We start from the raw sequence: 12415 nt of genomic DNA on the forward strand, positions 1-12415 counted from the left end.
AATCATTTATGTAGTGTAAATTGTTTGATCGCGTGATAACGTGGGGTTTCTTTTAGACGAATTTCAAATAAAGCGATACTAGAAACCTCCATCGAATATGGTTCTTTCCGTAAGGGCGCTTGTTCTATATAGGACTGTTCTCTATTCCATTTGCGCGCAATCGTCATATGTGGATGAAAGGGTCTCTTTTCGACAGGATGACCTGCTGTCAAAACGGCTGCTTTCACCTTTTCTCTTAGATCCATCAAAGGCTTACTTTCAATAGGCTTTGCAAAAAAGACTCTCGGCCGCTCCTTTTGACCAAAAACCCCTATCTCCTTCAGCTTCAGCGGGAAAGCAGACACCTCATGAGACAGCTGTTCAAGCAGCTCAGATATCTTATTTAAACGGTCCTCTGGAATCGCGCCTAAAAACACAAGGGTGACATGATAATCAATGGGTGCTGTCCATTTTTGAAAGGAAAGTCCGCTCCTCTTGTCTATATCCGCTTTTATTTGATGCGCAAGTTGTTCAGGGATTGGAATCCCGATAAAATAATGACGGCTTTCAGTCATATCTTCACCTGTCCTTTTTAACAAACTTTACGAATCCCCATTGATGATAGTATAACTAAAGTAATGCGGAATGAGAAGAAAGGGTGTCACATGATGAAGGTTGCACAAAATATAGCTGAATTAATAGGTCATACACCACTTGTAAAATTACAGCGCCTTCAGCCAGAACATGGCGCTGCTATTTATTTAAAATTGGAATCATTTAATCCTAGCGGAAGTGTAAAAGATCGGGCTGCTTACAATATGATCCTTGAGGCAGAAAAACAAGGAAAACTCACAAAAGGGGCAACGATTATTGAACCAACAAGCGGGAATACAGGAATTGGCTTAGCGATGAACGCTGCAGCAAGAGGCTACAAAGCCATTCTGATCATGCCTGATACGATGACCCAAGAAAGAATCAATATTTTAAAGGCATACGGCGCACAGGTCGTCTTAACCCCGGGGGAGGAAAAAATGCCAGGCTGTATTCGCAAGGCAGAAGAATTAGCTGCTCAAATTCCTAACAGCTTTATTCCCATGCAATTTGACAATGGTGCGAACCCCGATGCTCATAGAGGGACAACGGCTGTAGAAATTATCGATGCAGTGCAACAGATCGGGCAGCCGCTTGCCGCTTTTGTCGCCACTGCTGGAACGGGCGGAACCATTACAGGCACTGGAGAGGAACTCAAAAAAGCATTCCCGGAATTGACGATACATGTGGCAGAGCCAAAGGGGTCTCCTGTTTTATCAGGCGGGAAACCTGGCAAACATAAGCTTGTTGGCACAAGTCCAGGATTTATCCCACAAATTTTAAACGAACAGGTGTATGATGAGATTGTGCAAGTGAGTGATGAAGATGCTTACGACATCACACGAAAGCTCGCCCGTCTTGAAGGTATTTTAGTCGGTCCATCATCTGGCGCGGCATGCTATGCAGCCATTGAAGCAGCCAAGCAAATGCCAAAGGATCACATTGTCATTTGTATGACAGCAGACACGGGTGAACGTTATTTATCAAGTGATGTGTTTCAAGATTAAAAAAGGAACAGGGCATATGCTCCTGTTCCTTTTTCTTCGTTTCATATGAACAACTCCTACAAGACCGTCTTGACCTCAGTCTGTTCGCCTGTCACAAGCAAAACTTGTTCATCAGTGAGCGGGCATAAAGAGAGCGTATTTTGATCTTTCTCTATGATATGCTGCGCGGCTTCACCTAAATAAGGATTGTTTATATGCGGTACTGGATAGCTGCTAATCTCATTGAATCCTTCAAAGGAAGATAATTCTAGCGCTTTCTCCTGATCATCCATCAGTGAGATGTATTCAATGCTTGGCGCCATGATAATACTCCCCGCAGATTCTCCGATATACAGCTTGCCTTTGCCGATCTCTTCTTTCAATACACGATCGAGCCCGTGCTTTCTTAATTCTTGTAGCAAATAAAAGGTATTGCCGCCAGATACATACATGACATCATTCTTTCTAATGATCTGTGTGATCTCCTGAACCGTTTGCCCGGTCAGTTGAACAGTCTCTACACGCATTTCTAATTGATGAAAGGCTTCTTTTGCTGCATCGACATAGTGCGTGACTTCTTCCACTTCACTGGCTACCGGAATGAATGTCACACTTTTTCCTTTTAAGGTGTCGCCTGCAAAGTCAGACAAGAGAGAATAGCTGTCTTTGAATGAAGAGCATAAGAACATTTTTTTCACGGTGAATCCCCTCTTCTCTTTCCTTTTTTATTTCGCCAATTCATACATGGCTTGTGCATATAGCGCAGTTGCTCGTAGTAAATCATCGATTTCGATATATTCATCCTTTTGGTGTGCGCAATCAGGTCTTCCAGGGAATAGAGGGCCAAAGGCAACACCTGCTTCTAATGACCTTGCATACGTTCCTCCCCCAATCGCAATAAGATGGGCAGGATCTCCTGTTTGTTCTTCGTAGACACGCTGTAATGTTTTCACAAGTGGATGGTCTTTTGAGACATGATGAGGCGGACTGTCATCAAATTTCTCAATCGTTGCCCCTTTTATTCGTTCAATCCCTTTTTTGACTTCCTCACCGTCCGCTGTTACGGGATAGCGGACATTCAGTCCAAGCTTCGCTTCTTCGTTTTGCGAATAGCGGATTGTGCCAACATTCAAGGTCAAGTCACCACTAATATCATCTTTACAAGCGATGCCGAGTTTTTGTCCTCTTGTGTCTTGATCAAATAAGGCATTAATTTGTGATGTAAAAGCGAGCCCTCTTTCATCTAATTCATGCGCACATAAGAAATTCGCCATATGAATGCCCGCATTTGTGCCATTCGCCGGCTCCATTGCATGAACTGATACACCTTTTAATGTGAATGTAAGTCCATCTGCTGTATGGTTTGTCTCACCGGTTAACTGATTTTCCGCAAGATAGGCTGCAAAAGCCGTTTTTAAGGCTTCAGCATCGTGATCGTTTGCTGCTGCCACAATTGCGCGAGCCTCATCTGGGACCATATTGAGACGCATGCCTGATGTGAATTGCTTGAGGATGTAACGCTTGTTTTCTTCTGATTGTTCGTATGTAAAGGATACGATGGCATCTATGATCCCTTTTTCAGCATGAATAATTGGAAAATCAGCATCTGGTGCAAAGCCAATTTGCGGCATCGCCTCATGCTTGAAATAGTGATCGACGCATCTCCAATCGCTTTCTTCATCTGTGCCAATGATGATTCGAATCTTTTTCGACAGCGGCAGACCGGCATCTTTTAACATTTTCAATGCGTAAAACGCCGCCATGGTCGGCCCTTTATCATCAATGGCTCCTCTTGCAAAGATTTTATTTTCTCTTATGTCCGCTGAAAATGGCGGGGTTGTCCAGTCGTCTCCCGCAGGCACGACATCCACATGGCATAGCACACCGACGATATCTTCGCCTTCTCCATATTCAATATGACCAGCATAACCATCAACATTTTTCACTTTGAAGCCCTCGTCCTGCCCTTTTTTGAGCATATACTGAAGAGCCTCATCCACTTTTTCACCGAACGGTTTTCCTGCTGTGCCGCCTTCTTCATCCAAGACACTTTCAATTTGTAAAAAAGATTGTGTATCCTGAATCAAATTGTCTTTTTTTCGTATGACTTCTGCTTCCCAATTCATTTTTCCATTCCTCCTTGAAAAAAGGTTGCAATCCACCCTTAAAACGAATATTATATTAAGTGTTTTGTAATAATGTTCGTAAATGGAGGATTTTATGTTTCAGTTAAAAGAGAACCAAACCAATATAAAGAAAGAATTACTCGCTGGTATGACGACATTCTTTACGATGGTATATATTGTAGCCGTCAATCCAGGAATCCTTTCAGATGCAGGCATTCCTTTTGACCAAGTTTTTACTGCAACCATTATCGCTGCTGTTGTCGGTACCCTCTGGATGGCACTATTTGCAAACTATCCGATTGCCATTGCACCAGGTATGGGGCTGAATGTCTATTTCACCGTCACTGTTGTCGGTGGTGGGGGTCTCAGCTATCAAACAGCATTTAGTGCGGTATTTGTTGCTGGAATACTCTTTATCATTTTATCGTTAACATCCCTTAGAAAACAACTCATTGAGGCGATTCCAGATAATTTAAAGTACGGGATTACAGCAGGTATCGGATTATTTATTGCATTCATTGGGCTAAGACAGTCTGGAATCATCACTGCTGATCCACAAAACCTTGTGAAGCTTGGCAATTTAAGCTCACCTGTTGTCATTTTGACACTCGTTGGTTTAATGATTTCTGTCATATTAATGGTTCTTCAAGTGAACGGAGCGCTGTTTATCGGCATGTTAGCAACCACGTTAATTGCACTTGTAACAGGTCAGCTTCATTTTCCTAAAGTGCTAGTGGATACCCCAGCACTGCCTGAAGGAATGCTGATTACAAATCCATTCGCTGCGTTTGGCGATGTGTTTTCCCATCACTTGTATGCTGTTGTCTTCTCCTTTTTACTTGTGACGATTTTTGATACAACAGGAACAATGATTGGGGTTGCGGAACAAGCAGGTTTAATGAAAAATGGTCAGCTCCCAAAAGTACGCAGAGCCTTACTTGCTGACTCTGCTGCGACGACAATTGGCTCAATGTTTGGAACAAGCCCAACCACAGCTTACATTGAATCCTCATCAGGAGTTGCCGCTGGTGGAAGAACTGGACTGACCTCTTTAACTGTTGCTGCATTGTTTATTGTGGCCTTGTTTTTTGGTCCACTCATTAAAGCCATTTCGGCTTTACCGTCCATCACTTCACCTGTCTTAATCATTGTCGGCTGTTTGATGATGAATTCAGTGTCACGTATTCGCTGGAATGAGCTTGACGAAGCATTTCCTGCTTTTCTTGTGATTCTTTCCATGCCGCTGACATCTAGCATCTCTACAGGAATTTCACTAGGATTTATTTCATATCCACTTGTGAAGCTGGCAAAAGGAAAATGGAAAGAAGTGCATATTCTTGTGCTCATTTTTGCCGTCTTATTTTTCTTGCAGCTCTTTTTCTTAGAAGGATAGCCAAAATAAAAAGACACATTTCTCATTTGAATGTGTCTTTTTTGTATGAATGATTTTTTATTTTGTAAATTTTCTGTGTTTATTTTTTGATCTTTCTTAAGTGGTAAACTTCTTTATACGCCTTGTGTTTATTGGGTTGTAACCGGATTCAAATCATGATATATAACATAATTTCATTCATGAAGACAAGTTTAAAAACACGTAAAGTTGACTTTTTGGTGGAACTAGATGCATAATAACGTGTATAATAGAATAAAACATTAAGAAACACGAACATTTACCATTGGTGCATGTCCTTATGTCGCAGTTTTAGTGTAGTAAGTTGTGGTTAGTCAAGTCCATCCGATCTTATTGATAGGGAGTGGTTTTTTGAAACCTTCAACAAACCGTATGATGACTCGAATAAAATCAGTTTATATGTTCATTCAAGAGAAAGGTCTTGTGACGACACAAGAGCTGGTTGATGAATTCGGGATCACACCTAGAACCATCCAAAGAGACTTAAACGTGCTTGCCTATAACGATCTTGTTCATAGTCCAAGCAGAGGCAAATGGGAAACAACGAGAAAAAAAGTAAAAATATCATCATAAGCGAATAATGAACTTCCATATAACAAAAAGAACCGGCGGTCGCCGGTTCTTTTCATTTTGTTGACAAAGGGCTAAAATGAACTTGATTTTAGCCCCTTATCTTCTTTTCATTTGCTCTATATTAATCACGATTGATTAAGCTGTCTAACTCTTCTTCCGTCAATTCACGGTATTCTCCGGGGGCCAAATCTTCGTCTAATGAAACAGCTCCCATCGAGAGCCGTTTTAAAAAGATCACTTCATTGCCCACGGCTTGTGCCATCAGCTTCACTTGATGGTACTTCCCTTCAGTAATCGTTAAACGGATTCGTGTATCTGCCTCTTGGTTGGCATCTATTTCAACCTTCGCCGGCTTCGTTCGGTAGTCGTCTAAAATCACAACTCCCTCTTCAAGACGAGTGATGTCTTGATCTCCAAGCGGGTATTTTAGATGAACTTCATACGTTTTCGGGACATGCTTTTTCGGAGATAACAATTGATGAGCAAGCTGGCCGTCATTTGTAAGGAGGAGGAGACCGACTGTATCCTTATCCAGTCTCCCCACAGGGAATGGCTCCCTTGCAATATCCTCTGGCTCTAGTAAATCAACAACCGTCTCATCTCGCAGATCCTCCGTTGCTGAAATGACACCGTCTGGCTTGTTCATCATGAGATAAATGAATTCTTTATACTCTACACGCTCTCCATGCACGAGCACTTCATCATTTGTTGGATCGACATGATCTTTCACCTGCTTCGCCACTTCTCCATTCACTGTGACAGCCCGGGCCTTGACCAGCTTCTTTACATCTTTCCTTGAACCAAAGCCGGTATTGGCCAGCAATTTATCAAGCCTCATGCTTCTCCACCTCTTCTTAACTCTTTTTTCTTAAAAATGATGGCATCCGGCTGCCAAGTACACGCTCTAACAATCCAACTTTATAAGATAAGAACATATACACACCGCCGCCAGTGATCATTGAAATCAAAATAACAATACCCGCTTGTATGATTCCGCCTTCATATGAAATGACTTGACTCACAAGCTGACATGTCACATAAGCCACTACAGCCATGATTGCCGTTAAAATACCAATTAAAATAAACCGTTTGAAAATCCTGCGGAACGAATAGCCTGCATGGCGCTTGATCATGATGAACATATACAAAATCGAGGCACTGTAGCCTAATGCCGTTGCAAGCACAGAACCGTTTCCTTGCAGCCAGCTAATCAGCGGGATATTGAGAACCGTTTTAATGATAATCCCTAACAAAAGACTGACGATCGCAAATTTTTGTTTGTTAATCCCTTGTAAAATCGCTGCGTTAATGGTGAATAAAGAAAACAGTAACGCAACAGGTGCATACCAAAACAAAATAGAAGTCCCAATCTCAGGATGCACAGACGGATAGAAAAACCAATAAACTGGTCCAGCCAATGCCGAAATACCAAATGAAGCAGGCAGAACGAAGAATAAAATGACCTGCATCGTTTGATCAATTTGTCGATTCAGCAGCTTGTAATTTCGCGCTGTAAAGGATTCCGTTATGGTAGGAATCAATGTTAAACCAAATGCAGTTGCAAGTGACACAGGAATCATGACAAGCTTCGGTAAATATAACGTCACAATAGACAGAACCGCTGTACTAATATCCTGATGTCCTGATGCAATCATCGCTCTGTTAATTGTATTTGTATCAATGTAAGAATAAATCGGAATGGCAAGCCCAACAAACACATAGGGTGCTGCATAACTGAACAGCTCTGTAAACATTTGCTTATAAGATAATCCAGAATAGTCCCCTGTATTCGGCTGCATTGCCAAAAGCCGATCTTTCCGCTTCAGCCAATATAAATAAAGCGTAAATAGACCGCCAAACGCACCAATGAGTGCGGCAAATGTGGCATAACCAACCGCAATAACAAGACCGCCGTCAAGCACTTTTAAAATGATAAACGTCGCTGTTAATAGGAAGATGATTCTGACAAGTTGTTCGATGACTTGGGAAACAGCTGTCGGGCCCATCATCGAGTGGCCTTGGAAAAACCCTCGCACAAGACTCATAATGGGTACAACTAATAGACCCAAACTGACCATCCGAATCACATAAACCACTTGATCAACCGTCAAACCGCCCGTTTCATTCGATCCTCCAAGCTGAATCTTGGCAAAGATCGGTGCGGTCAAATATAAAATAGAAAAGGCGATAATACCGGTGACAAGCATGACCGACATACCCGCCCTGAACATTTTTCTTGTTGTCTCATAATCGCCAATTGCATTATATTTAGAGACGAATTTCGATACCGCTGTTGGAAAACCGAGCGTAGCAATACTTAAAAAGATCGTATACTGATTGTATCCATATTGGAATAGCGCACCACCAGTCGCTCCGACCATTGCGCTAAATGGAATTAAGTAAATCATACCAAGAATACGAGAGAGATAAGTCCCTATCGTTAAAACCAACGTACCACGAAGCAGTTTATTAGACATGCGCTTAACCACCATTTTTCTAATGAATATTCAACTTAACTATTTTAACACATCATTTCATCGCACAGGTAACAAATCCAATACAGAAGTCACAAAACCAATCAATTCATATTTCAGCCTTCCCCAATCTTCGTTATAATAGAGAAATGACTGAAAGTAGAAAGAGGAATGTAACATGAAACATTATGATGTCATTGTCATTGGCGGTGGACCTTCTGGACTGATGGCCGCGATTGCATCGGCAGAACACGGTGCATCGGTTCTGTTAATTGACAAAGGAAACAAACTTGGCAGAAAGCTCGCCATTTCTGGCGGTGGACGCTGCAATGTGACCAATCGCCTTCCAGTAGAAGAAATCATCAAGCATATTCCCGGAAACGGCCGTTTTCTATATAGTGCATTTTCTGAGTTCAATAACGAGGATATTATTTCGTTCTTTGAAAATCTAGGTATTGAACTAAAAGAAGAAGACCATGGACGTATGTTCCCTGTCTCAAACAAAGCACAATCTGTTGTGGATGCCCTATTGGATAGGCTCCGCGCGCTCAATGTGACCATTCGAACGAATGAAAAGATTAAAACCGTTCTGTATCAAGACGGACAAGCAGCTGGAATTGTTACAAATAATGATGAAAAAATTTCAAGTCATGCCGTTGTCATTGCTGTTGGCGGGAAAAGTGTGCCTCATACAGGCTCTACTGGCGATGGCTATGCATGGGCAGAAGCCGCTGGCCATACCATTACAGAGCTCTTCCCAACAGAAGTACCCGTCACGTCAGACGAGCGTTTTATTAAGGACAAAGTGCTTCAAGGTCTTTCATTAAGAAGTGTGGCCGTGAGTGTTTTAAATAAAAAAGGAAAACCCGTCGTCACTCATGTCATGGATATGATCTTTACACACTTTGGCTTATCAGGTCCTGCCGTTCTGAGATGCAGCGGCTTTGTTGTGAAAGAACTGAAAAAGCAACAGGCCGTCCGTCTTCAAATTGATTTATACCCAAAGCTCAATGACGAGGAGCTATTCCAAAAGCTTCATCGTGATCTAAAAGATGAACCAAAAAAAGCCATTAAAAATGTCCTGAAATCTTGGATGCAAGAGCGCTATTTATTGTTCCTTTTAGAACGAAATGGCATTGATCCGCAGGAGACATTTTCTGGTCTCGCTAAAGAGAAACTCCGCGCTTTTGCGCATGATTGTAAACATTTCATCGTCCATGCAAATGGGACGCTTTCTTTAGATAAAGCCTTTGTTACAGGGGGCGGCGTTTCTGTCAAAGAAATTGAACCGAAGAAAATGGCATCTAAAAAAATGGCCGGTCTTTATTTCTGCGGAGAAATTTTAGATATTCACGGTTACACAGGCGGTTACAATATTACGTCAGCACTTGTGACAGGCAGGTTAGCTGGCATGAATGCCGCACTAGAAGTAAAGGAGAGATCTCAATGATTAGACGTGCACTTCCGATTGTCCTTGCAGTTGTCATTAGTTTGACAGCCGCTTTCTTTATGAAGCTGTCCATTACCCCGTTAAAAATCGCCATTATTTTAGCGTTTACGATTTTCGCTGTTTGTTTAAAAGAATATGTCTACCGTCTGCGCAAACGAATTGAAGAAAAGTCATCTTCACATATCGATGGTTGATAAATGGAAGCAAAACATGTTACGGTAAAATAGAGGTCGAGTGAGAAACTCGCCTCTTTTTGTTTGAAAATAGTTGAGACAGGGGATATTAAACAAAATCCTCTGCTTAAACGTGTAGAACAACAGGAGAGTGAGATGGTGTGAAAAACGTATCAAGTGTATTTTGGATTGTGATTGCAATCACATTTATTGCCGTTCTATGGGGAGCCTTTTCTCCAGAATCACTGCAAAATGTGACAGATCAAATTCAAACATACATTACAAATGACTTTGGCTGGTATTATTTATTAGTCGTATCGCTTCTAGTCGGCTTTTGTCTATTCTTTATCTTTAGCCCTATCGGAAAAATTACGTTAGGAAAGCCAGGTGAAGAGCCTGAATTTGGTCTTTTTTCTTGGTTTGCCATGCTATTTAGTGCTGGAATGGGTATTGGGCTTGTTTTTTACGGAGCAGCTGAACCGATCAGTCACTTTGCCATTCAATCCCCAACAGGCGAGACGGAAAATGCACAAGCCTTCCGTGATTCCCTTCGTTATACCTTTTTCCACTGGGGACTTCATGCATGGGCCATTTATGCAATTGTCGCCCTTTGCATTGCATACTTTAAATTTAGAAAAGATGCACCTGGATTAATCAGTTCCACCTTATACCCAGTATTCGGAAACAGAATTCATGGATGGATTGGAAAAACCATTGATTGCATCGCAGTATTTGCAACGGTGGTCGGTGTAGCTACTAGTTTAGGACTGGGTGCCGCACAAATTAATGGCGGATTAAACTATTTATTTGGAATTCCAAATAACTTCCTGACTCAGCTCATCATTATTGCAATCGTCACGGTCCTGTTCCTTCTCTCTGCTTGGAGCGGTATTGGTAAAGGGATTAAATATTTAAGTAACACAAACATGATTCTTGCTGCATTACTCATGATCTTTTTACTCATTGTTGGACCAACTGTGTATATTTTAAATTCATTTACTGATTCAATCGGACAATACTTATCAAATATTGTACAAATGAGCTTTAGATTATCACCAAATGATCCTGAAAAGAGAGAATGGATTAATGGATGGACCATCTTCTATTGGGCATGGTGGATCTCTTGGTCGCCATTTGTCGGTATTTTTATTGCAAGGGTTTCACGCGGGAGAACCATTCGAGAATTTTTAATTGGTGTCTTAGTGGCTCCTTCCATCCTCGTGTTCCTTTGGTTCTCAATCTTTGGTGTATCTGCGATGGACTTGCAACAGAACAATATCGTCGATGTTGCAAACATGTCTACTGAAACGATGCTGTTTGGTGTTTTAAATGAATACCCACTCGCCATGATTACATCCATTCTGGCACTGATTTTAATTGCGGTATTCTTTATCACATCAGCAGACTCAGCTACATTCGTTCTCGGAATGCAGACAACCTATGGATCATTAAATCCAGCGAATAGTGTAAAGATCAGCTGGGGTATTATCCAGTCAGCAGTAGCGGCAGTGCTCTTATTTTCAGGCGGTCTTCAGGCCTTGCAAAACACAGCCAAACTTGCTGCTTTACCGTTCTCTGTTGTCATCATTTTAATGATTGTATCCCTGTACAAATCATTAAATGAAGAACGAAGAGCGATTAAACAAGCAAATAAGTACAATAAACCAAGAAGTCCAAGAGTAAAAAAAGCATAATCATCACAAGAGAAAAGTCGTTCCTCATCCGAACGGCTTTTTTTCTCGTTGAAATAATTGAAGATTGTCATGACATCGCGTATTCCGATAAAATAGTGTTGAATCATCACTTTTCTACATAATGGAGGTTTATATGACGTTACCTACGTTCAAGTACAACCCAGACCCAGTTTCATTACATGTGATTAAAAAAGAGCAGACGATATGCCCCGTTTGTGAGAAAGAACGAGATTATGTATATCATGGTCCTTTTTATTCTGTTGAAGACGTTTCTGGCATTTGTCCTTGGTGCATTAAAGATGGATCAGCTGCTCAAACATATAATGGAATGTTTCAAGACGATGTGAGTTGTGATGACGTCGATCATGAAGAATATATAGATGAACTGATCTACAGAACGCCGGGTTACCGAGGATGGCAGCAGGAATATTGGTTAAGCCATTGCGGGGATTTTTGCGCGATTGTGCAGTATGTTGGTTGGAAAGAGATTGAGCATTTAGAGGAAGAACTCTCAGAGGATATTGAAGAGATTTGCAGCGGTGGACATTTCACAAAAGAGAACCTGAAACAATGGCTCGTGAACGGAGGAGATTTGCAAGGCTACCTCTTTCAATGCGTTCACTGCAAAAAGCATCGTTTACATATTGACGCTAGTTGATCATGGCAAAAGGACCCTTCAGCAGGTCCTTTTATTTTTTATATAAAATGAGCGCTGAAAAACAGTAGAGCTGCTCTCCTCCTTGCTCACAGATCACCGCCACATTGTATTTAATGTCAATAATTTGGTCGTCGTCCATTCCTTTTAAAAAAAGATTGATTTCGCTTTGCAAATCTTTCTCGTGTTCTTCATCAAATACAGCTACCTTCAGCACACATGCCACTCTCCCTTCTCTTGCTACTCTATTTTTATGCAAATAGAGACGGACATATGAACAAAAAAAGCCTTCCATCTTGTCGA

Annotated in this window: 13 protein-coding genes; 7 read left to right on the forward strand and 6 right to left on the reverse strand. The window is 41.5% G+C overall.

Annotation, left to right across the window (positions count from 1 at the left end):
* Nucleotides 1-2: 2 nt before the first annotated feature.
* A complete protein-coding gene (thpR, locus tag FXF70_RS09185; protein ID WP_148780164.1) occupies nucleotides 3-554 on the reverse strand; it encodes an RNA 2',3'-cyclic phosphodiesterase in 552 nt (183 codons plus the stop codon).
* 93 nt (nucleotides 555-647) lie between these two features.
* Between thpR and cysK the strand changes: the two genes are divergently transcribed.
* Nucleotides 648-1577 (forward strand): cysteine synthase A, encoded by a 930-nt coding sequence (gene cysK / locus FXF70_RS09190; protein WP_039964135.1) that lies wholly within the window; start codon nucleotides 648-650, stop codon nucleotides 1575-1577.
* 56 nt (nucleotides 1578-1633) lie between these two features.
* On the opposite strand, the gene FXF70_RS09195 is transcribed toward cysK, so the two are convergent.
* Nucleotides 1634-2254 (reverse strand): Type 1 glutamine amidotransferase-like domain-containing protein, encoded by a 621-nt coding sequence (locus tag FXF70_RS09195; protein WP_046344245.1) that lies wholly within the window; start codon nucleotides 2252-2254, stop codon nucleotides 1634-1636.
* A gap of 27 nt (nucleotides 2255-2281) precedes the next feature.
* Nucleotides 2282-3682: a dipeptidase PepV gene (pepV, locus tag FXF70_RS09200; RefSeq protein WP_148780133.1), complete on the reverse strand. Its 1401-nt coding sequence runs from the start codon at nucleotides 3680-3682 to the stop codon at nucleotides 2282-2284.
* Between the two features lie 94 nt (nucleotides 3683-3776).
* Here pepV and FXF70_RS09205 point away from each other — a divergent pair, with 94 nt between their 5' ends.
* Both FXF70_RS09205 and FXF70_RS09210 read left to right on the forward strand, forming a co-directional pair.
* Entirely contained in the window at nucleotides 3777-5075 is a 1299-nt protein-coding gene (locus FXF70_RS09205; RefSeq protein ID WP_148780134.1) for an NCS2 family permease, read from the forward strand.
* Nucleotides 5076-5444: 369 nt separating this feature from the next.
* On the forward strand, nucleotides 5445-5666 hold the full coding sequence (locus tag FXF70_RS09210) for a DeoR family transcriptional regulator (protein ID WP_008356419.1): 222 nt from the start codon (nucleotides 5445-5447) through the stop codon (nucleotides 5664-5666).
* Nucleotides 5667-5787: 121 nt separating this feature from the next.
* Here FXF70_RS09210 and FXF70_RS09215 read toward each other — a convergent pair whose 3' ends face one another.
* Together FXF70_RS09215 and FXF70_RS09220 are read right to left on the reverse strand one after the other, a co-directional pair.
* Nucleotides 5788-6504, reverse strand: coding sequence for a pseudouridine synthase (locus FXF70_RS09215; protein WP_148780135.1), 717 nt, complete (start codon nucleotides 6502-6504; stop codon nucleotides 5788-5790).
* Between the two features lie 16 nt (nucleotides 6505-6520).
* Entirely contained in the window at nucleotides 6521-8143 is a 1623-nt protein-coding gene (locus FXF70_RS09220) for a putative polysaccharide biosynthesis protein (RefSeq protein WP_017358331.1), read from the reverse strand.
* A 175-nt stretch (nucleotides 8144-8318) separates the two neighbouring features.
* Here FXF70_RS09220 and FXF70_RS09225 point away from each other — a divergent pair, with 175 nt between their 5' ends.
* From FXF70_RS09225 to FXF70_RS09240, 4 genes are all read left to right on the forward strand, one after another.
* Entirely contained in the window at nucleotides 8319-9590 is a 1272-nt protein-coding gene (locus FXF70_RS09225; protein WP_148780136.1) for a BaiN/RdsA family NAD(P)/FAD-dependent oxidoreductase, read from the forward strand.
* The gene (locus FXF70_RS09230; RefSeq protein ID WP_008343027.1) at nucleotides 9587-9784 is read left to right on the forward strand and encodes a hypothetical protein; all 198 of its coding nucleotides are present in this window, start codon (nucleotides 9587-9589) and stop codon (nucleotides 9782-9784) included. The genes FXF70_RS09225 and FXF70_RS09230 overlap by 4 nt, the downstream gene beginning before the upstream one ends.
* Before the next feature lie 140 nt (nucleotides 9785-9924).
* Nucleotides 9925-11457 (forward strand): glycine betaine transporter OpuD, encoded by a 1533-nt coding sequence (gene opuD, locus FXF70_RS09235; RefSeq protein WP_148780137.1) that lies wholly within the window; start codon nucleotides 9925-9927, stop codon nucleotides 11455-11457.
* Between the two features lie 133 nt (nucleotides 11458-11590).
* Nucleotides 11591-12115 carry a CbrC family protein gene (locus FXF70_RS09240; protein ID WP_017358334.1) on the forward strand — a complete coding sequence of 175 codons (525 nt, stop codon included), beginning with the start codon at nucleotides 11591-11593 and terminating at the stop codon, nucleotides 12113-12115.
* 31 nt (nucleotides 12116-12146) lie between these two features.
* On the opposite strand, the gene FXF70_RS09245 is transcribed toward FXF70_RS09240, so the two are convergent.
* Nucleotides 12147-12329 (reverse strand): sporulation protein Cse60, encoded by a 183-nt coding sequence (locus FXF70_RS09245; protein ID WP_003217582.1) that lies wholly within the window; start codon nucleotides 12327-12329, stop codon nucleotides 12147-12149.
* Nucleotides 12330-12415: the final 86 nt, after the last annotated feature.

Origin of the sequence: Bacillus sp. Y3 (genome assembly GCF_008123875.1) — a bacterium.
GTDB lineage: Bacteria > Bacillota > Bacilli > Bacillales > Bacillaceae > Bacillus > Bacillus altitudinis.

Excerpts from the sequence above, each read along its gene's own strand:
- thpR (WP_148780164.1), bottom strand. The coding sequence starts at position 554 with ATGACTGAAAGCCGTCATTATTTTATCGGGATTCCAATCCCTGAACAA.
- cysK (WP_039964135.1), top strand. The coding sequence starts at position 648 with ATGAAGGTTGCACAAAATATAGCTGAATTAATAGGTCATACACCACTT.
- pepV (WP_148780133.1), bottom strand. The coding sequence starts at position 3,682 with ATGAATTGGGAAGCAGAAGTCATACGAAAAAAAGACAATTTGATTCAG.
- FXF70_RS09205 (WP_148780134.1), top strand. The coding sequence starts at position 3,777 with ATGTTTCAGTTAAAAGAGAACCAAACCAATATAAAGAAAGAATTACTC.
- FXF70_RS09215 (WP_148780135.1), bottom strand. The coding sequence starts at position 6,504 with ATGAGGCTTGATAAATTGCTGGCCAATACCGGCTTTGGTTCAAGGAAA.
- FXF70_RS09220 (WP_017358331.1), bottom strand. The coding sequence starts at position 8,143 with ATGTCTAATAAACTGCTTCGTGGTACGTTGGTTTTAACGATAGGGACT.
- FXF70_RS09225 (WP_148780136.1), top strand. The coding sequence starts at position 8,319 with ATGAAACATTATGATGTCATTGTCATTGGCGGTGGACCTTCTGGACTG.
- FXF70_RS09230 (WP_008343027.1), top strand. The coding sequence starts at position 9,587 with ATGATTAGACGTGCACTTCCGATTGTCCTTGCAGTTGTCATTAGTTTG.
- FXF70_RS09240 (WP_017358334.1), top strand. The coding sequence starts at position 11,591 with ATGACGTTACCTACGTTCAAGTACAACCCAGACCCAGTTTCATTACAT.